The organism is Allomuricauda ruestringensis DSM 13258 (assembly GCF_000224085.1).
GTDB lineage: Bacteria > Bacteroidota > Bacteroidia > Flavobacteriales > Flavobacteriaceae > Flagellimonas > Flagellimonas ruestringensis.
Genome location: NC_015945.1, coordinates 2799902 through 2819173, shown reverse-complemented (window position 1 = coordinate 2819173; position 19272 = coordinate 2799902). Strand labels below are relative to the sequence as shown.

Here is a 19272-nt window from a genome sequence, read left to right as displayed (position 1 = left end):
TGATGGAATCCTTAGCTATTAAAACCAAAATAAAGATGTCCCATGGAATGGCCATCGGCCAAAGGTTTGCTGGAAAGGTGCAATGAACAATCTTTTCAAGTCCCAATCAAATGGTGGGCTCTAGTAAATCTTTTCGTATGTTATGTTTCTCCACGGCCTTTTGATAAAGACATTGTCGAAGGCCCAGAACGGTTTGGCCATTTGGCCCTTTCAATACAATTTCAATATAGGTCAGTTAGTTGAATTGTCATTATTTACTATCCTCCGAAAGAAAGCTCACCTTAAAATCTTCTCTGTTCAAAGCAACAAGATTACTTGTATCACCCAATATTTCATCAACAATTCCATATGCTTTGGCTTCAATGGCATTTAAATATTTGTCCCGTAAAAAAAATGCTTCAATCTCTTTCCACGTTTTATTGGAGTTACTTCCCATTATATGAAAGATTTGGGTTTGTAAGCGTTCCTGTTCCCTTGTGGCAATGCGCACGTCCTCCGTATAGCCCTTGGCCCCACCTCCCGTTGGGTGCATATGAATGGTTGAATGCGGAAGCGCATATCTGTGCCCTTTAGCACCAGCGCTTAACAAGAATGTACCCATACTTCCTGTAAATCCTATTGAATAAGTATGTACCGGAGCGGTCAGCATATTCATTGTGTCATATATGCCAAGACCTGAGTAAACTTCTCCGCCAGGGCTTTGAATATAAAGGTTTATCGGACGTTTACCATCCACACTATTGAGATAAAGAAGTTGGGCTATAACAACCCCTGCCAGTTTTGATTCTATGGGCCCATTTAGAAAAATAATACGTTCCTTTAGAAGAAGACTATAAATGTCAAAAGCTCTTTCCCCTGCCCCCGTATTATCAACTACCATTGGGATCAAATTGGACTGTATCATAAATTGAATATCTTATAAATTTTAAGTTTGAACCTAGAATTTTTAGAATCGCTGAATATCGTTCCATGCAGTGTTTCCAATTCCTCCCTTAGCTTCATACGATGGTATGATTTAACCATTTCATAAACCTTTTTCTGTGAATGGTACTGTTCTAGAAGCGTAGGGCTTAAAATAAGTTTTGCTTCAAACAATACCTTTTCGGAAGGGTTTAAGGAACCTTCAATATATTTCTCTATTAATTCGGTGTTATTTTTTAAAGTCATCATACGAAAGAGCGTTTTTTTTGACGAAATTTCTTAACGTTTCTAGACACTTATATTTTTGGACGCTTGCAGCGTGTTTGTTTGGATACCCCAAAACCTTGGTCAACTCATCCAATGCTGTTCTTTTGAAATAAAAGGTCCTTAATAATTCCATGCACTTTTTCCCTGTCAAACTCAGTAAGCTAAGCAGTTTTTTATCCTGTACACCCAAATTATAATCTTCTGGAATCACAATCTGGTTTTCCATAAGGTTTAAAGAAACGTGAATGCGTTGGCCATTATATTTTTTAATCCACATGTGCTTGGCTATTCCCAAAATATACGCTACTTCGGAGGTATGGATATTATTTTCATTTTTTGATTTGAGTTCGTAATAAACAACCATTGCATCGTGAAAAATATCTTTTGCATCGTCTAACGAACCCCCCATTTTTTTTACAAATCGGGCAACTTTTGGAAAAGCCGCTTCATAGGTTTCCCTCATATTTTTGGCAGTTCCCTGTTTAACGCTAGTTTTTTCTTTTAGTTCCATTTGTTCAAGGTCTCTATTAGTATAGTGTAGAAATAAATGAGAATATCACTAAAAAAATTTTAAGAAATGAAAATGAATGGATAGCCGAGACAATATAGTTACAGTCCCATTGAACCAATCCACAGAAAAGTTTTATTCCGGAAAAAGTACTGCAATTAAAGGGTCTTGTTTCCAACTTTGCGAAAAAAAGGCAGCCTATACCATTTTCACTGAAAAGAATAGAGCACTATCCAACGTTCCCAAGATAATGATTTACAAACCATTGCAAAAAACATTGGGTAGTTCAAATTAGCTACTTTAATTGGCTCTCAATAACCATCCCATCCACACTTCAATTATAACAGTGCAAACCTTATTTATGTTCCAGTATTTCTTTTGCTTTCCTTTCTCTTGAAACGAACCAAAAGATCATCGATATCCTCACTTATCTTAGACTCCACTACTCTGGCATAGATCTGGGTCGTGGATAATTTGGTATGCCCCAGAAGCTTGGAGACCGTTTCAATGGGTACATTATTGGAGAGCATTACCGTAGTGGCAAAAGTATGCCTGGCCACATGAAAGGTTAAATGCTTCTCAATACCACATGCTGCGGCCACTTCCTTTAGATAGGCGTTGGTCTTTTGGTTCGAGTTTATGGGCAATAGCCCCACTTTCGGTCCAGTCCCATTGATATTCTTATACTTTTGCAAAATCGCCTTTGCTTGGGGAATTAATGGAACTTTGACAGGCTTGTCCGTCTTTTCCCGTTTGGTACTGATCCATTGGTTGCCGTCAATTCCCTTAACAATGTTCTCCATACAGAGTTCTTTCACATCCACATAGGAAAGGCCAGTATAGCAGGCGAAAACAAAACAATCCCTTATCTTCTCCAAACGTTCATTTTTTAGCTCGGTACTTTGTAATAATTCAAGTTCCACTTCGTCCAAAAATTCTCTATCATACTTGTGATACTTTAATTGAAATTGGTTGAACGGATTCTTCTCCATCCACTCCAATTTTACGGCAAGGTTGATTATCTTTTTGAATCTTTCCAGATGCTTCATGACTCCATTATTCCCCAATGAGAGTTTCTTATTTGAGTCTCGATAGTTACGTAAGTAGTATTCAAACTCGGTCACAAAGGCATAGTTCAATTGTTTGAGGAATACATCATCCACTTTTTTTTCCTTGGATAAAAATCTGTGCAGATACCTTTCCGTGGTATAGTAGTTCTTCATAGTACCTTCTTTAAGGACAGCGGACATCTTCTCGTTGTGGTAACAAAGGAGTTCCCTTAAGGTCTTGCTATGATCATCCTCCCCGAGAAAACGTGATTTGATGGCCTCTGATGTAACCACCCTGTTCTCTTCTAATAGTTCTTTATGGCACACTAACAGTGCCCCATATACGCTCTCTAAGTAAGAATTCAATTCCCTTATTGGCTGGGAACTTCCTTTAACTCGATTTCTGTTATTGTCCCAATTTTTAGTGGAAACATTACGTTTGAGACTGATTTCCGAGCGCTTTTTGTCCACGGTAATGCGGACATAAATGGATAATTGGTTTGCAACGCTCCTTGATTTTCTGGTAAAGAAGCTTACCGCGAATGTGTTTTTAGCTTTCATTTTTGAATGACTTTGGTTAAACAATAATGTTGAATCGAAAGTCAAATCATATCCAAAAGCTCTTTAAAGATAGGACAATTCAAGTAAATGGCTGTACACCGAATTGCACACCTGATTGCACACCTATTATTTGGTCTTAAATGATATCAGATAAATGCATAAAAAGCAAAAAGCACTGAAAATCAATTGATTAACAGTGCTTTTATTTTTATCTATTGCTAGATTGGTCGGGGTGGCAGAGCTTGAACCCTTGACCATAACCCCATATAAACCAGATGTTTATGTTCTGTATTCCAAAATAGGACATCCTATAGGACATCTTCGTGTGAAACTTGAGTCTTTCACGGCTGCAAATATACCAAATGGTTTTAAATTAACACAAATGAAAACAAAGAAATTTAAATTTTATTAAACCCTATATTCCTATGCATTGTTAATCATTAAGTTATATTATTGAATGTTTTACAAGAATACTTGGGAGACCCAATTTTTCATGAATTTTCGAATAAACTCCTCTTCAAATTCCAACGGTATTCTGATTATCAAAATTCGGATAAACTTCCTTTTGCAGTCAATTTCAAAGCCTTAAATTACTTTCCTCTATACAGAAATCCTTAACCTCATATCCAGTTATACCTACATCTTCTAAGCCAGTTAAAAGTCGATTACTAATAACATCATGCATGCTGGGAGATAAAGTCGTAAAAATATCGAGGTCTGGAAAACTTTCATTGAAAACCAATTTTTCCCAATAGTAATCAGTTAAACTTGGTTTATTTCGTGCCATCTCCATAAACCCTTCATTATCCTTTTTTAAATTGGCCTCCATGATAATATCATCCCGTTCTTCAGGAAAAATACTCCGCAAGTACAATTCAGATTTCTCTCTATCAACCCAATTCCAGAAATCATTATTGAAGAAATGAAACCAGTAATAATCCTTCGATAAATCTCCTGAATGGATTTTTGCTGGGTAGAATGCATGGGATGGCAAGTTGTGCTTTTCGAATATTTCTTTAACTCTTTCGCTTACGATATATCCGTGGCTCAATGCCCCCGATGTCATTATATCCGTCCATTTAGCTTTAGGGGCCAAATCGAATTCAACTCTTGGTATGAAATCAGGAAACTCGTTGTAAGGAACATTATATATCCCATCTGGAGCCCTAGGGTTGACATTGCGGCTTAACTCACACTGTGGAAAAATCCCAATTTGTGATATTTCTGTTGAATGACTAAATTTTGAGTATTTCATAAAAACCAAAATACTATAAGTTTTTAAAATAATCATTCAAATTTAAACCAGACTTTTCTGCTCGTTCAATCAGCTCCAACAATTCTGGGATTAACTCCTTTTCCAGAAAATAAACCGCATCCTTTCCTGTAAAACTAGCGTTTTGTTTGGCCCAAAGATTTAATCTCCTTAGCACATAATCACTATAGGCAGGGTGGTTGGCATGGACACCACCTATTCCCTGAAAGTATTTTTTTAGTGCTATCCCATTGATTTTATCGTTCATGTGAAATCCCCATTCTGCTGCTTTTTGCACAACCTTGTTTTCGCGCCAAGCCCAAGGAATAATATGGTGCGCTTCTTCACCTGATATTGCACCGACAATTTCACGGAACCTTGATTTGCCTCCAAATTCAACAAGACCATTTACCGTTTTGAATGATAGTTTTACGGTCTTACTTCCAACTTTGACCATTTTTGCAGATATTTTCAGTCCGGCTTTTGTAATCTTTGCCACTGGTTTCAGTATTTTTCCACCAGGTACTGAACCAATTATCAACCAAACACCTGCTTCCACTCGGCTGACCTCATTCCCATCAAAATCCTCTCCATTGACAAGAATCACAACATCCTCAAATGGAAGGGCGTACCTAGCAACGCCTTTCATGCCCTTCCAGAATACCTGGGCCAAGTAAGGGTCACTGGTTGTGCTGTAACCACTAGCAGGCATCAGGAGCTCGTGCCACCCATCAAGTTCCTTGTTATAAATGTAATAGTAGTAACCATCATCGTTTAGGCTCGGCTCTGAAAAAGAATTCCCCCCGTTTATCCCCTTTCTTGGGGAACTGGAACGATAAACCCAACCGCCATTATTGAGATGGTAAAATCTATTAGGTCCCCTTCCATCCAAAACATAGGTATTGTAGGACAGTGCATCCAAACCTCCCAATTTACCCGAACCATTGGAGGGTAGAAACCCATCCGTTAATTTGTCCAATTTATAGGTCAGTCCCGCCTCGCTCTCGGTGTAAAACTCATCCTTGTGCTCCTCGATTACCCTCTCTTTGATATCGTTGAACATTGCCGCCACCTGGCCTGGTGATTTTCCAGGGTAAGGACCAACCCCTTGGGCTTGCTTGTTCAGGACATCTGTAACATAGGCGTCATTGAAGACCAGGGCATCAAGCGATAAGCTTGGGGCATTCTTTTTACCTAAGTTCAAAAGTGTCGTGGATTCCCAGAACTGCGGAAGGTTATATCTTGAAATCGGAACCGACATAACTCCTGAATTACGGTTATTGTACTGGGTCAAGTAGGCGGTCATCAGAAATATCCTGTCCTGAAGTCCTTTTTGTCTATAATAAGAATAATGCTTGCCGGCCATAGTACTGACCAAACTCCCATTGTTAATTATTTTAATCAAGCCCTGTGCCCAAGAACGGTTTAATGCCGAATTATATTCCGGATCAGCAAAATCCTTGGTGGCCTGATTTTTAACATTTGTGAGCTGGGCTCCACTAGCTCGGCCCAAATTGACCCCTCTGACATTGATATCAAATAAGTAACAGTCTATTCGGTGTTCTACGTATGATCCACAAGTTCCCTTTACTTGGTCCCATTCATCAAGAAGGTTTAGCTCAAAAGTATACTGTTCTTGTTCCTCGTCGAAACCATTGGCCTTCTTTGTATGGCTATACGCTACCGATCTTGCGCGTGTTTCGACCCTTCTAAAATTCTTTTCAAAATTCTTGAAGAAAGCCTTCTGAGCAGTTCCAAAATCTGTGTGGTTCGTTCCTAATTGCCTATTGATTTCCTTCGTGAAATTGGCCTCCTGTTTTTTTAACCAATCATCCACCGCTTTTTGTTGTGCTATGGAAATTGCACTTTGCAGATCAAGCAAAACCTGCATGTTATTATATGTGATTTCAAAATTAAAGGGGTTTTCCTCGGTCTTGGCCACTGGTTTTTTAATTATAGTGCCAGAGACATCCGCCTTTTCCGCATCGATGGCAGCCTGCTTGTCATAATAATGCAGTTCGTACTGGGCATAGGTTGCTTTCCCCGCTAATAGGAAGAACGAAAGAAATAATATAGTTATGTATAGATTCTTCATTTTTTTGTGATTATCGTTTGATTACCAATTTTGTATACAATCTGTCATTGACTTGGACCTGAACGACATAGATTCCAGATTTCAGGGAACCATTGGAAATGGTATGGACATGCTCACCTGCCCTTAGAAAACCATTGGCCACGTTTTCCACATTGGCACCACCATAATAGTCCATGAGCCTTACCTGTACATGGGCATCGGATTCCAGTCCATAATGGATAAGAAGGTCATCCATAAAGGGATTCGGGTACAGTTTGATAAAGCTGTCCCCCTGTTCGGCAAAGGCGGCCAGGGCCTCTTCGGAAATCGGGGTACCTTCACGGGTCAGTACCATCAATATCGGTGGACCGGGTTCTGACCAATTCAGAATCTGTGATTCCAATCTTCCCAATAGGTAATCAGTACCCTCCAAATTCCTCACGGTAAAAGACATAGAGTTTAATCCGTAATCGAGGGTTGTATAATCGGGATGGTCGGTAAATTGCTTCTCGATGGTCACCTGCCCATCAAAAATGGTCAGATCTCCGTTCCTCCAAATGGCCTCGCTGGTCGTGGAACTCTCTCCTACTTGAATGGTGCTTTCCACGGTTCCGTAGACATCAGAAACCTCCCCAACGGTCAAACTTGCGGGAAAATTTCGGATCATCCATGTCCCCGACCAGTCCATTTCCACCCATTGGCCTTTCCAATTTCCTGTAATGGATTCCGGAATGGTTCCCATTTCAGTTGGTGCAATGGAAAGGATTTCCCTTTGCCCATCGGCCATGGCCTCAAACAATTCCCCATCCTCTATTTCCTCTTGAGCAGTTGAATCCTTTATTACATCCAAATTTTCCAATTGGCCCAATAGTACCTCACTATTGTAAATGGGGTTGTTGCTTAAGATGTCCAAAGCCCTTGCCCTGTCCTTCGGAACCCCATATCCGAAATAGTACATCTTTGCCAACCAGTGCTTGGCCATGGGGTGGTCGCTTATGGTGAACCATTCCACGGCCTTGGTATAATCCTGAGAGATGTTCCCCAAGCCTTTAAGGTATAGGTAACCCAAACTGTAGCTGGCCTTGGCATTGCCCATTTCATGGGCTATCCTGAACTGCTCCCGGGCTCTATCAAAACTTAGCTGGGTCCCAATACCGTCTTTGTACAGGATACCGAGCAGGCATGTAGCCGCTGCATCCCCTGCTTCTGAAAGCTCCTTTACCTTGGTAAAAACACGCTTTGATTCCCTTCTGTCAAGGTCCCCAAGGTAGATATAGTCCTCTACGGATTTCAGAATGGAATCGTTGTCCACTTCCTGCGCATGGAGGGATATACATAATACTATGGCAATAAGTGCCATGATCGGATTTCTGTTCATATGATATGGATTAATGGTTTGTTCCGGTTTTTTCTAAACCAAATGGAAATAAAGTCGGAATCAAGTAGGTTCCCTTTAGGGTGTAAAAAGTAGCCATGTACCATAAATACTTGGTTAGGTTTTGTTGGTAGATTGGGCTCTTTTCAGTCCCAAGACCATGAGGTTCTTGGTTCTGAAATATGGGGGCAAGGTAAATCAAAATTTACTTTTTCACTCAACGGTGGCTCCTTGGAATTTCTAAGGTATTTACCTTAGTTTTACTAAGGTTTCACTATAAAAGACCTTTGGTCTTGGCGCTTTCGATAAGGGGAAGGGTCTGTCCGCTTTCAAGTCCAAACAACCTGGCAAGCCTTCGTTTTCGCCATTCGATTCCTGAAGGGGACATTTTGAGTTCCTCTGAAAGGTCACGGGTACCGGCCCCTTTGGACAACAGGAACAAAAGCTGTCGGTCCACATCCTCGACCTCCTTCGGTATTGACATTTCCTTTCTCAAAAAATCCTGGATCGATGGACTGAAATAGGTTTCTCCGGAAATTACCCTGGTCAAGGCTCCTTCAATCCCCTTAAAATCCAATTCGCTCTTGATAATAAAGCCTTCTGGGTTGATCTCCCTGAAAATGGTGTAATACTGGTGCCGATCACTGATGGACGTGAGGAATATTATTTTGGCATTGGTAGCCGATGCTCTTAAAAGTTTGGCAAGATTGAACCCTGTGGCACTGGTATCGGGTCCCAACGTGAAATCCAATAGAGCAAGATGCACCATGTTGTTGGAACTAATGAAATCTTGGGCTTCACCATAGGTATGGTAGATTGCAACTTCAAATTCTGGGCCAGGGTCCTTTTGTGAAATATCGTCCAATGCCAATTTAAGGGCATGACAGGTCAAGGGCTCGTCCTCTACGATCAGTACTCTTTTTGGTTCCAAATCAAAGGCAAGGTTTAGTTAATGGTTTTGGGACCTACTAAGTTACCAAAAGCGTTATAACCGGAAACCATCAATGTATAATCGGCAACAAATGGCACATCGATGCCATGGATTGGATCATCAACGGTCAATGAGCACTATCTTTCGGTGCCCCCTTAACTCATGCAATTCCACTTCCAAATGCTCTCCCTTGTCCAATACGAACTTGGGCAATACATACACGAACCTTTTGGATTCTCCCTTCTTGATAGAAGGGGGCATTTTGTATCGATGTATCGGCATAATCTCCAATTTTTGCTGGGATGCCCTCTTCTTTTTGGTCCCGGTAACACTATAAACTTTTATATAGTCCACCTCAAAATCTATAGTTGATGTATTTGACACTTCCATTACCAAATAGGTCACATTCCCATTGTATGCCACTTTCTGTAATTGAAGCTTGATTCCCCTTTTTCGTTTGGTGGCCAATCTCTCGTTCTTGGCCTTTAAAAGGTAGTTGCAAAAACGTTGAAAATATTCCCTAAGTTCGGTAATACTGTCAAGCTGCCTGTTATCCAGTTCCTTTGGGATTACGAGTGGTTTCTCAGTTCCAATGCTTTCAGAACCGGCCACGAAGCGATTCAGCTTATTAAGCTCCTTTTGGTATTTAAGGATATATGAATACACCCTACCTCCCTTGGTCAACACCAATAGGTTACTCTCCTCTCCCGGCCTTGCTTGCAACAATCCAAAGTGCTGCTCTTTTTGCCTGTTATAGGTAAACACGAAATTTGAAGAACCTACAATGCCCTGTCGGATGGGATTTGGAAAGAACAGGGCCACATTTTTATGCTCGTTGGCGTAGATGGTATCCAAAACTTTCTGTGCGCTTAATGAACTGGTGAATGCCAATAGCGATATAATAATTACTGTTTTCATAAGATTGGTTTTACTGTCCCTTAAGGACTTTTAATATGAGTTGATAATTGTCCATGACGGTCACCTTGACTTGTCGGTTGTCCCTTTGAAAAAGTGATTTGATGCTCCTTACCTGCGGCACTCCACCGATATTGATGTCGTCAATGGCATCCCCCACCACTTCCTGCCTGGCCTCCGCCCGAAAACTGTTCTCGATGTAGATGCCCTCACTGCCATCCTGAAAATCGTAAGCGGCCAATCTAACGGGACTATGCTCGATACTATTAATGGCAATTATTGCCCTGTTGGGCTTAAATCTCACGAATCCGTAAATGGCCGTGTTTCTTGGAATCACAGTTCCATTGATCATAACATCTTCCAAGAGCCGCATCCGTAACCGATAATGCTGGCGTACCGTTTGGGTGCCATCCACCCTGACCAGGATCTGGGCATTCGTGGTTCCATTCATCTCCAAGGGCTGTTCCATGGGATCTGAAGCAAAGAACAACTGGTGCTCCAGTCCCAATTCCTTCACTTCAATGGATGGGTCTTTGTCATCAACTTTTTTAGAAGTTGATGCCGTATCCCGTTTGGTATTGCCCAATGCCACTTTCCCTGTCTTGGGATTCCGGTATGTTCCTTCCGAGTAATCAATGCGCCCTTCGTTGTAGATACTGTCAATGATCCGCATCTTTTTCTTTTCCATCAGGTCCGGGTCGTATACACCCGTAGAATCCAAGAAGCCCTCGTCATAAATGCTCGGGGCGTTGGTCTGCCGCTCTTCCTTGATGGCATCCAGGGCCTCCAGTTTGGTTTTGTACTGCTCCTGCTCCTCCCCCAGTTCCGGCACGGGAATTTGGTTAATATCAATACTTGGCTCTTCGTCCCCGCCCAATGCCATCATTGCATAGCCCACAATGAACAGGACCACGCAAAGTATGACTGCCGCAAAGACAATCTTATTTTTCTCTACTTTCATAATTTTCAATTCTTTTTAAAGTGTTTTCAAAAAAGTTGGTGATCAACAGGCCATGGGTGTTGTTCGGAAAGTTCCGATATACATGGATCAGGTTCCCCGTGGTGGTCAGCTCATAGGTATCGGTGACCGACCCCCGGTTGATCTCAAATACGGTGACGGTCTCAAACCTATAGGGTTCCGTTTGCAGGTCCACCTTGGATGCAATGCTACGTATTTTCTGTACCAGGGAATATTGAAGCAAACGGTTATAGACCCCTTCCGCTTTTTTCTGTCTGTAGAGGGCATCCACCGAGCTGTTGCCCAGCCACAGTGCCTTTTCAAGGTTTTTCTCATAATTGCTGGCATCGATTCCATAGAAATAGCCGTGGAACAGTTCCAGATGTGCCTTGGCCTCCACTTCGAGGTTTTCCAATTGGGAGACCATTTTTAACGGAATCACGCTTCCATCCCCGTTGACCACAAAGGCATTGTCCATACTTTCCCTGTGGAGCTTGATGACCATCAGCACCGAAACGATACAGGTCAGTACGGCCCCGATGATCGTGCCCAGCACGATAAAGCGGTTAAGCTTAAGAACATCGAATATGTTTTTATAGGGTGTTTTCATTTCAGTAGTAGTTTTTAGTGCAGATAATATGCAATTATAAATGTGCCTTAGGCACCCTTAGGTACCAAAGAGTTTGAAGGTAAAGGAGGTGGCCTTGCGGTACAGTTTGAACTTCAACAGCACGATGAATCCAATGGAAGCCAGTTCGATCAAGGGCGCAAAAAATTCACTGCCCCAGTCCGTCCCGAACAGGTTGTTCCAAAAGTTTGTGTTGATCTCCGTGTACAGGGCATTGACGAAGACATTGACCAAAAAGAAGGCCGGTACGAGCATATAGACCCCCGCATAAAGCTTAAAGAAATTATAGGCCAGTCCCCTGAACTTTTCGAACACGGCCAAGCTGATCACCAAGGGAAAGAAGGCCCGCATAATGCCCAATAAGAAAAAACGTTCCGCCAGGAACAGCGGATAGATGAACAGGTCCATCATCCAAAGGAAAATGCCGATGATAAAGGCCAGCACCTTCAATCCGTACAAGGGGGTCACCAAGGCCTCGTACAACAGTGCCAACGCCTTTTTGGCGGCCTCCAGTGCGCCCACATCCCGTTCCAGATCCACATCCTGTAGCTGTAACGGGAGGAGCGCCGGGGCCGTATCCCTGTATTGGGCCTCAATGGAGACCAAAATGGTATCAAAGACATCCAATACCTGTGTGGAGAATATCACCAAGATCACTATGGCAAAGTTCTTGGCCAGTTCCGTAGGTGTCAGCCCCCAGGTATGGCCATCGGTCGAAGCGATGCCCTCGTTGTACTTCTTTAAGATGTTCACCAAAAAAAACAGGACGGCCAGTGCCTTCATGCCCGTAATGGTGTACTGGGCAAAATCACTGTCCATGATGGTCCGGTAGACCGCATCCACATATTCCAATCCTATTCCCAAGAACATAGCTTCCTAATAATTTGTTTCACGATTATTGATCCTGTCCTGCATCTTTCTGAAGGAAATGATCTCCCGGTAGCGACGGGTCTTGGCCTGAATCTCGGCGACCATTTCCTTGGATTTGAGTTCATGGTCCTTCAATACCTTGGCACGTTCGGCATCCTCCATTTTCAAAAGTCCGCTCGACAGGATGGTGTTGACATAATCCACGCTTTCCATGGAACGCTCTATGATATCATTGAAGGAATCCGTAATCCTGTCAATTTCCCCCGGTTTGATATAGGGGGAGTTCAATATCTCCTGTAGGTCGTTCTGGACCATATGGAAGAGCTGTTGGTTGTTCTGGATGAGTTCCTGAACTGCATTGAGCTGTTGCAGAACACTGCTGACCTGTTCGATACGTTCCTTCTGCTGCTGTAAAAACTCCACGGTCTTCAACAGTTGGGAGGTCTGTTTGGCGGATTCGACAAGCTGTTTGGCCAGACTGATAAAGTTGGTATTGTCATACACCGGCATCCCCTGGGCCGTGGCTCGGCCGGGCATAAATAAAGTGAAGGTTAGGGCAAATCCCAGAGTAAGTATCTTTTTCCCAAAAGTGAGCTTTCTAATTGTTTTCATGTCGCTTTGTCTTTATAGTTAATAAATGTGGTGATGGCTTGTTCCATATCGTTCGTCTTTTCGAAAAGTTCCAATATCTGTGTACTCTCTGTCCCATCCGTCAGATAGGCGGCAAAGACCTCCGGTGGCACCTCCAAGCGGAAGATGTTGCTCTCCTTTCCGATCTTGATAAAGATCTCGGTGTACTTCCTATCCCCCGTCAGGTTGTTGCGGATGGACCGCAGTTGATTCAGGTCATGGGACGATAAGTTCAATCTGGTTTTCAGCTCGTCATAGCCCTTTTCGTTACGGAGGCTGTAAATCACCTGTGTGTTCTCCAAAATGCTGGCAGAAGTGGAATTATTGGGCAATTGGTTGATGGACTGTAGGATGATGCCAATGGCCCCGTTCTGCTTCCGGATGGCCTGATAATAGAATTCCACACTTTCCAGCACGTTCGCAAATTTCAGCTGCTTGGCAAACTCATCGAAGAGGATGATGCCCCGTTCGGAACGGTTTCTCCAAATGGTCCGTTGGATGGCCGACTTGATGAGCTTGAGCATTACCGAAAGGATTTCCTTGTTGTCGCGCACCTCGTCCAGTTCAAAGACGATCATCCTTTTGTCCTCGATGGTATAGGTTTGATCCTCCCCGACATGGAACAGGAAGCTGTAAAGACCATTATCCACATACTCCGAAAGGATGTGCAGAAATCCATAAACACTGAAATCCTCCTCCCTGATATGGAGCTCCTGGATCAGATTGTCCTTATGATGGTCCACAAACCGGTACAGTGAGGCAAGGGAATGGTGTTCCCGTACAGTTTTGTAATAATGGAGCAGCACCTTTTTCATGGCCACTTCCCTACCTTTGGACATCGTATTGCCCTCTGCCAACAGTTCCAATAAGAATACGGCCAGGTCCTCCAGCCTTTCAGGGGTAAGGTCGGATTCATCCGAAATAAAAAAAGGGTTGATGCCCAGGTTCTTGTCCTGCTCGTACCTCAGGATGATATGGTCATCCGGGTACAGCTTGGCAAATTTGGCGTAGGAGCCCCCCAGGTCGATAATGACCAGCCGAACACCCGCCTCGAAATATTGGCGGAGTATGTTGTTCGCCAAAAAGGATTTTCCCTCCCCGGTGGGGGCGAAAATGGCAAAGTTCCGTGCCTTAATGCGTTTTTTCCGTTCGTCCCAGACATCCTTAAAGACAGGAATGTTGTGCTGGCGGTCACCGAAAAGGATGCCCGTATCATCGGATCTGTAATTCGTATTGTTGATGTACAGGCACAGCGCATGTTTGAGATCCGTTACATACAGATCTTCGTTGGAGAAGTTGGTGGTATGGCAGGGATGCGAGTTCAAAAAGTAGTGCTTGCGCTCCTCGCCATTGGGGTGATAGGGTGTAATGTCCAATTCCTTGAACTCGGCCTTGATCTTGGAGCCTATCCGTTTTAGCTGTTCGGTTTCCGGATGCCAAAAAATGATATTGAGATGGCCACGGATGATACGTGACGAATCATCGCTATTGATCTGATCCAGGATATGCTGGACCTTTTTGAGGACCACTTTGTTCTGGGAACCAAAATTGGAACTTTTGCTGAGTTCCTCCACTTTCTTGTCCAAGAGCTTGCGCCATTTGTGTTTGTCATCCAGATAGAGGATGTGGTTGACCATATGGTTCTCGTTAAGGTCCAATCCCAATCCATCGATAAACCCTTGATGAAAGCTAAAGTCATCCGAAGTAAATTTTTCATTGATCTTACTGCTCTGGACCGTTCCGCCAAAACACCCTTCATTGTTGACGGCTATGGCATCAAAATAATGGTCCCCGATCTCGATATGTTTTTTGTCCAACAAAATATCCGTATCGAAATCTTGGTTGAAACCGTTGTAATAATCGTTTGTATGGGTAAGAATCCCAGCGGGTGCCATGGGCACCAATGACACTCTTTGGCCATTGTTGATGAAGGAAACGGCATCGTTCACCGCGGTGATGAATTCCGCTACCTGGACGTCCAATTTTCGATAATAGCCTTTTTCCGTTTTCCGAAAGGGGTTGACATACTTGGCCGCATTCAGGGCCTTGTCCAAGGGCAGTACAAAGAACAGATGGCTTAGATGTTTTAGGTATTCCCTGCCCTTAAAATAATCATGGGTGGCCCTTTCCAAAAAGGTACCGTTTGGCAATTGCTTGCTATCATACCCAACTTTTTGGTAGTTGTCCTGTTTATGGATGACCGTACCCGTGGGCAGGGGTTTGAAGGCCTGGAACCACATACTGTGCAGTTCCTCAAAATCGGGCTCGGAAAGGGAATACACCTCGGGAAGATCCACTTTGTAACAAAGTACTACATTGCCATTGGAGGCAAACACGGTATGCCCCTGGATGTCCAGAATGGGATGATAGGCATTGAGGTTGATCTTATGCATAGGAGAAGGGGCTTAAGCGTTTATTACTGATGGTCCGGGGAAAGACCTTTTGGATAGCAAGTATATGGGGGTTTTTAACCCACTGTGCCAATACCCCGAACAACAGGGCATTGAACAACAGCAGGGCAACGATGACACCAAGACTGAAGGAAAATATGATGATCAGCAGGGAACCGATGACCGATACCATTTGCAAGGCAAACAGGGAAAGGGACAAGCCCATGATCATGGCCTGCTTGCGGATATTTCTATAGACCTCGTACTTTTTCATTCTAGACCACTATTCCGATGAGATAAGTGAAGATGCCCACAACGGCCCCCGCGATCAGCACAAAGACCAGTACCCGGGTAATGCCCTTTTTCAAGTCGGAGTTCTCCCCAAAGAAATGTCCCGCATTGAACAGAAAGCCCACCAGAAAGATGACCCCCAGTATAATAGGGAAGATGGCCCGTATGGTATCGGAAATATCATTGACAGAATCCTCAATGCCCCCGATCTGGGCCAAAAGACCATAGGGAACAAAAAATGTTGACAGGGTGAAATACAGTGCTTTTTTCATATCAAAAAGTGTTTAAAAATTCGTTTGGTTTTGATATTCGAAAATTACCTTATATTGATACACAAACAACTGAATTTCAGATATTTGTGAATAACATATTCATTGATATGATTTGGTTTTTATTGCTGCGGATTGGTACCAAAATCTATGTAAAAAGCGGAATGCCATGTTGATAACCTTAAAACCTTGGATCTACAAAACCCTCAAAAACGTCAAAAACGTTAAACTTCGACTTCGCTCAGTTAAAGTTTTTGTCCTTTTGATGTGCAATTTCAATTCGCTTTTTGGTCAGGAAATACCCCGTAAAGAAATTATAGTCATTGACCTCGGACATGGTGGGGTGGATTCCGGTGCCATTGGGGTATACGGAGTTAGGGAAATGGATGTGACCTTAGGTGTGGCTAGGGGAATCCTTCGATGGAACCATACCCTTTTGGATGGCAAATACGATATCTATCTTACCCGTTACACCGATACCTTGATATCCCTTGATGATCGCTCCAGATTGGCAAAAGCCCTGTGTGCCGATGTGTTTGTGTCGCTGCATTGTAACCATGCGGAAAACCCGGAAACAAAAGGCATGGAGGTTTTTGTACATGGCACACCGCACAACCATAGCAAGGGATCCCTCGCATTGGGAAGGTCAATTCTGAATGAAGTGGCATGGAACCTTGGCATCAAACAACGAAGCATTGAATCTGCCCACTTTCAGGTGCTGCGGGAAGTTCACACTTGTGCGTCTGTTTTGGCTGAAATCGCCTTTCTCTCCCACCAGGATGAAGTAGGTTATCTATCAAAGGGCAGGAACATCAGGGCCATCCTATTGGGCATTGACAATTATAAAAACCTGGAACTATGAAAGCATTTTTAATGGAGATCATCAAGGTCATCGGAAAACTATTGGGAATGGTGCTCAAACGGTAATGAAGTTATTTGCGCTTGTCCTTGCTGTCCTTTTCAAAGGCCACCAGATTGAACATCTGCCGAATGCGACTCCTAACCCGCTTGTCATAACTTTCCTCCAGCTCCTTGGCATTGAGGTTGGTGGTGCAATGGGTCTTGATCTGCCGGTTGACAAAAAGCTCATAGGGCGGTAACAGGATCTCCCCCATCACATTGCAATCCTTTCCATAATGCCTTCCCGTGGGTTCCACGCCAAGGTCATCAAAACAAAAGTAATGCCCGTTGCCGTAATCCTCAATGACCTTGAAACCAATGTGGTTGAACCCGAACACAATATTTCGGCTGGGAATGACGGAATAGGGTTTTTGGTAGGGCTCCAGGAATTTCAATGGCCGCATCCGGCTGTTCTTGCCACAGCCCACTGGCCCGGTCAGCAACAGGCCCTTGTTGGGATCGATGCCGTCCTTTTTGCAGCTGTCATAGTCCTTGATGTGTAGTTGCAGAGTTTCAGCAATATCCTACGGTCTTCCTTGTAGATCTTGAACCGTTCCCCGGACATGAGCTTGTCCCTGTGGATAGGGCGGTCAATGTATCCCACCAGCGGCGGATGAAAGTGAACACCCTCAAGACTAACGCAAAAAACTGATTTTCGGTTCACTAAATCGAAAAATTGATTGGCTAACATTTTCCGTTTTTGGTGGTCTAAACCATATGGCTCATCCTATAGTCTTCGATTTGGAAAATTTTATTTGCTTGACTCTGTTAGCATCCAAAACAAATACGTTCTTATTTTTCTCATCAAACTTAATTACACCGAAATCCTCAATAACAAACAATCCATCCATAACCGGTCGTAAATGCCCCATCTCTACATCATTGACCATGAGGACCAACCCATCAAGCCTAACTTTTAGCACATAAGTACAATCAAGTTCTTTGCTGTAGTAAGACCCTTCCAGCGCCTTAAGGTCTTGGTCCTTTGCTTCCAAGGGCATATAGGCATATAATTCACTTGGATTGTTTCCATTGACCGTAACAATCATTTTATAGGGTTTACCATATTTCAAATGAAAATTGACCCTTAGACCATCCGTAACATCCAACATTTGGAATTCATTCCTATCGATTGGCAACAACCTATTTTCATTTTGTTCCCCACGTGAATATCTTAGGGTGTCACTTTTCAGGTAAATCTTTCTTGAATAATTCTCTTCGTAACTCCAATAGGAAGCTTCAAACTGGCGTAATTCATCTTTAGTCAAAGGGACTGGTTCCACCTCGAACGATGTTAGCTTCTGAACTTCTGGTTCAGAAGCAGAAAGTTTATCCTTCAGAAGGATATCCGCAATTTGATAGGCCTTCCCTGTAGGATTTGAACCTGAAACGCTCGCCAACACAATTATCGAAAACCGTTGCTCTGGAAAACGAATAAACTGTGTTCGAAAACCTAAAAAAGCCCCACCATGTGAAAGGGTAGGTAACCCTTTATAGGTATCGTGTACCAGACCAAAGGCATAATCAATGGTGTCCCCATTGTTCAATCGTCCCTTGGTCAACATCAGGTCCAGAAACTTTGCTCCTCCAACTTTTGGTCGATAAAAATTCTGGTCCCATAAATACAAATCTTTGATGGTTGTTATCAGGTTACCATCTCCCAAGGCATCAAAATTCTGTACATATCGTTTGAAAGTATCGGATTCCTTTCGATAACTCACAACCCTGTTATTAATGATTTGGCTGTGGTCATCATTGAAAAAAGTATCGTTCATGCCCAAAGGCTTGAAGATGTTCCTATCAGCATACTCCCGAATGGTCATCCCACTGACCCGATTAACAATCTCGGCCAATAGGATATATCCGGAATTGGAATAGCTATGTTTCTCACCCGGTAAAAAATTGACATTGGATTGTCGCCCCAAAAGTTGAATTCCATCTTCAATAGTAAAATAGTCCTCGAACGACGTTCCTGACAGGTACATCAACTCCAAGTAATCACGTAAACCACTTGTATGGTGCACCAGATTACGAATCGTGATTACTTCTCCATATCTGGGCAATTCAGGAATATATGCATGGACCTCATCATCCAGGTCAATCTTACCTTCAATGGCCAACAAGGCGATACATGCCGCGGTAAACTGTTTGGCCATAGAAGCGATATAAAATTTTGATGTTCCAGATATTGGAATCCCGTAATCAAGATTTGCCATACCATAACCTTTGGAATAGACCAATTTTCCATCTTTAACAGTCCCAATAGCGACCCCGGGGGAGTTGGGATGGTCCCATTGGGAAAAAATACTATCGATTTTAGCTTGCTCTTCTGGGTTTATCTGGGCATTGACATCCAATCCCAAGGCTAGTACAACAAAAAATATGGTGATTACTGCTTTCATTACAATGAATAAATTCACAGGTTTTATACCCCCTTCAATAGAAAAAGAACCTGCCGACTTCAACTTTTCAGGTTTGCAATC

The 19272-nt window shown here is 43.0% G+C and carries 18 protein-coding genes and 1 pseudogene; 1 reads left to right on the top strand and 18 read right to left on the bottom strand.

Annotated elements, in window-relative coordinates:
• Window positions 1-250 precede the first annotated feature (250 nt).
• The 16 genes from MURRU_RS12665 to MURRU_RS12575 form a co-directional block, all read right to left on the bottom strand.
• A complete protein-coding gene (locus MURRU_RS12665) occupies window positions 251-880 on the bottom strand; it encodes a ClpP family protease (RefSeq protein WP_222835036.1) in 630 nt (209 codons plus the stop codon).
• A gap of 20 nt (window positions 881-900) precedes the next feature.
• Window positions 901-1170, bottom strand: coding sequence for a hypothetical protein (locus tag MURRU_RS12660; protein WP_014033865.1), 270 nt, complete (start codon window positions 1168-1170; stop codon window positions 901-903).
• Window positions 1151-1699 carry an RNA polymerase sigma factor gene (locus MURRU_RS12655; RefSeq protein ID WP_014033864.1) on the bottom strand — a complete coding sequence of 183 codons (549 nt, stop codon included), beginning with the start codon at window positions 1697-1699 and terminating at the stop codon, window positions 1151-1153. Before MURRU_RS12655 ends, MURRU_RS12660 begins: the two co-directional genes overlap by 20 nt.
• Before the next feature lie 356 nt (window positions 1700-2055).
• Complete coding sequence (locus MURRU_RS12645) at window positions 2056-3306, bottom strand: site-specific integrase (RefSeq protein WP_014033862.1); 1251 nt, start codon at window positions 3304-3306, stop codon at window positions 2056-2058.
• A 577-nt stretch (window positions 3307-3883) separates the two neighbouring features.
• Complete coding sequence (locus MURRU_RS12635) at window positions 3884-4597, bottom strand: imm11 family protein (RefSeq protein ID WP_014033861.1); 714 nt, start codon at window positions 4595-4597, stop codon at window positions 3884-3886.
• The gene (locus tag MURRU_RS12630; RefSeq protein ID WP_014033860.1) at window positions 4575-6653 is read right to left on the bottom strand and encodes an AHH domain-containing protein; all 2079 of its coding nucleotides are present in this window, start codon (window positions 6651-6653) and stop codon (window positions 4575-4577) included. The genes MURRU_RS12635 and MURRU_RS12630 overlap by 23 nt, the downstream gene beginning before the upstream one ends.
• Window positions 6654-6663: 10 nt before the next feature.
• Window positions 6664-8010, bottom strand: coding sequence for a T9SS type A sorting domain-containing protein (locus MURRU_RS17425; RefSeq protein ID WP_014033859.1), 1347 nt, complete (start codon window positions 8008-8010; stop codon window positions 6664-6666).
• A gap of 271 nt (window positions 8011-8281) precedes the next feature.
• The gene (locus MURRU_RS12615) at window positions 8282-8938 is read right to left on the bottom strand and encodes a response regulator (protein ID WP_014033858.1); all 657 of its coding nucleotides are present in this window, start codon (window positions 8936-8938) and stop codon (window positions 8282-8284) included.
• A gap of 120 nt (window positions 8939-9058) precedes the next feature.
• Complete coding sequence (locus MURRU_RS12610) at window positions 9059-9856, bottom strand: DUF4138 domain-containing protein (RefSeq protein ID WP_014033857.1); 798 nt, start codon at window positions 9854-9856, stop codon at window positions 9059-9061.
• A 10-nt stretch (window positions 9857-9866) separates the two neighbouring features.
• Window positions 9867-10814 (bottom strand): conjugative transposon protein TraM, encoded by a 948-nt coding sequence (gene traM / locus MURRU_RS12605; protein WP_014033856.1) that lies wholly within the window; start codon window positions 10812-10814, stop codon window positions 9867-9869.
• A complete protein-coding gene (locus MURRU_RS12600; protein ID WP_014033855.1) occupies window positions 10795-11421 on the bottom strand; it encodes a conjugal transfer protein TraK in 627 nt (208 codons plus the stop codon). The genes traM and MURRU_RS12600 overlap by 20 nt, the downstream gene beginning before the upstream one ends.
• A 57-nt stretch (window positions 11422-11478) precedes the next feature.
• Complete coding sequence (locus MURRU_RS12595) at window positions 11479-12309, bottom strand: hypothetical protein (protein WP_014033854.1); 831 nt, start codon at window positions 12307-12309, stop codon at window positions 11479-11481.
• Between the two features lie 6 nt (window positions 12310-12315).
• On the bottom strand, window positions 12316-12921 hold the full coding sequence (locus tag MURRU_RS12590; protein ID WP_014033853.1) for a TrbJ/VirB5 family protein: 606 nt from the start codon (window positions 12919-12921) through the stop codon (window positions 12316-12318).
• Window positions 12918-15332: a TraG family conjugative transposon ATPase gene (locus MURRU_RS12585; RefSeq protein WP_014033852.1), complete on the bottom strand. Its 2415-nt coding sequence runs from the start codon at window positions 15330-15332 to the stop codon at window positions 12918-12920. Before MURRU_RS12585 ends, MURRU_RS12590 begins: the two co-directional genes overlap by 4 nt.
• Entirely contained in the window at window positions 15325-15603 is a 279-nt protein-coding gene (locus tag MURRU_RS12580) for a hypothetical protein (protein ID WP_014033851.1), read from the bottom strand. The genes MURRU_RS12585 and MURRU_RS12580 overlap by 8 nt, the downstream gene beginning before the upstream one ends.
• A gap of 1 nt (window position 15604) precedes the next feature.
• Window positions 15605-15892 (bottom strand): hypothetical protein, encoded by a 288-nt coding sequence (locus MURRU_RS12575; RefSeq protein WP_014033850.1) that lies wholly within the window; start codon window positions 15890-15892, stop codon window positions 15605-15607.
• 262 nt (window positions 15893-16154) lie between these two features.
• Between MURRU_RS12575 and MURRU_RS12570 the strand changes: the two genes are divergently transcribed.
• On the top strand, window positions 16155-16751 hold the full coding sequence (locus MURRU_RS12570; RefSeq protein ID WP_187289849.1) for an N-acetylmuramoyl-L-alanine amidase family protein: 597 nt from the start codon (window positions 16155-16157) through the stop codon (window positions 16749-16751).
• Between the two features lie 70 nt (window positions 16752-16821).
• Here MURRU_RS12570 and MURRU_RS18105 read toward each other — a convergent pair.
• Window positions 16822-17366, bottom strand: a pseudogene (locus MURRU_RS18105) (P-loop NTPase family protein); the annotation flags it as partial.
• A gap of 145 nt (window positions 17367-17511) precedes the next feature.
• Window positions 17512-19191, bottom strand: a complete 1680-nt coding sequence (locus MURRU_RS12555; protein WP_148261509.1) for a serine hydrolase domain-containing protein — start codon at window positions 19189-19191, stop codon at window positions 17512-17514.
• Window positions 19192-19272: the final 81 nt, after the last annotated feature.

Bases quoted from the DNA above. Each gene is read 5' to 3' on its own strand.
- MURRU_RS12665 (WP_222835036.1), bottom strand. From the start codon at position 880: ATGGTAGTTGATAATACGGGGGCAGGGGAAAGAGCTTTTGACATTTAT.
- MURRU_RS12660 (WP_014033865.1), bottom strand. From the start codon at position 1,170: ATGATGACTTTAAAAAATAACACCGAATTAATAGAGAAATATATTGAA.
- MURRU_RS12655 (WP_014033864.1), bottom strand. From the start codon at position 1,699: ATGGAACTAAAAGAAAAAACTAGCGTTAAACAGGGAACTGCCAAAAAT.
- MURRU_RS12645 (WP_014033862.1), bottom strand. From the start codon at position 3,306: ATGAAAGCTAAAAACACATTCGCGGTAAGCTTCTTTACCAGAAAATCA.
- MURRU_RS12635 (WP_014033861.1), bottom strand. From the start codon at position 4,597: ATGATTATTTTAAAAACTTATAGTATTTTGGTTTTTATGAAATACTCA.
- MURRU_RS12630 (WP_014033860.1), bottom strand. From the start codon at position 6,653: ATGAAGAATCTATACATAACTATATTATTTCTTTCGTTCTTCCTATTA.
- MURRU_RS17425 (WP_014033859.1), bottom strand. From the start codon at position 8,010: ATGAACAGAAATCCGATCATGGCACTTATTGCCATAGTATTATGTATA.
- MURRU_RS12610 (WP_014033857.1), bottom strand. From the start codon at position 9,856: ATGAAAACAGTAATTATTATATCGCTATTGGCATTCACCAGTTCATTA.
- traM (WP_014033856.1), bottom strand. From the start codon at position 10,814: ATGAAAGTAGAGAAAAATAAGATTGTCTTTGCGGCAGTCATACTTTGC.
- MURRU_RS12600 (WP_014033855.1), bottom strand. From the start codon at position 11,421: ATGAAAACACCCTATAAAAACATATTCGATGTTCTTAAGCTTAACCGC.
- MURRU_RS12595 (WP_014033854.1), bottom strand. From the start codon at position 12,309: ATGTTCTTGGGAATAGGATTGGAATATGTGGATGCGGTCTACCGGACC.
- MURRU_RS12590 (WP_014033853.1), bottom strand. From the start codon at position 12,921: ATGAAAACAATTAGAAAGCTCACTTTTGGGAAAAAGATACTTACTCTG.
- MURRU_RS12585 (WP_014033852.1), bottom strand. From the start codon at position 15,332: ATGCATAAGATCAACCTCAATGCCTATCATCCCATTCTGGACATCCAG.
- MURRU_RS12580 (WP_014033851.1), bottom strand. From the start codon at position 15,603: ATGAAAAAGTACGAGGTCTATAGAAATATCCGCAAGCAGGCCATGATC.
- MURRU_RS12575 (WP_014033850.1), bottom strand. From the start codon at position 15,892: ATGAAAAAAGCACTGTATTTCACCCTGTCAACATTTTTTGTTCCCTAT.
- MURRU_RS12570 (WP_187289849.1), top strand. From the start codon at position 16,155: ATGTGCAATTTCAATTCGCTTTTTGGTCAGGAAATACCCCGTAAAGAA.
- MURRU_RS12555 (WP_148261509.1), bottom strand. From the start codon at position 19,191: ATGAAAGCAGTAATCACCATATTTTTTGTTGTACTAGCCTTGGGATTG.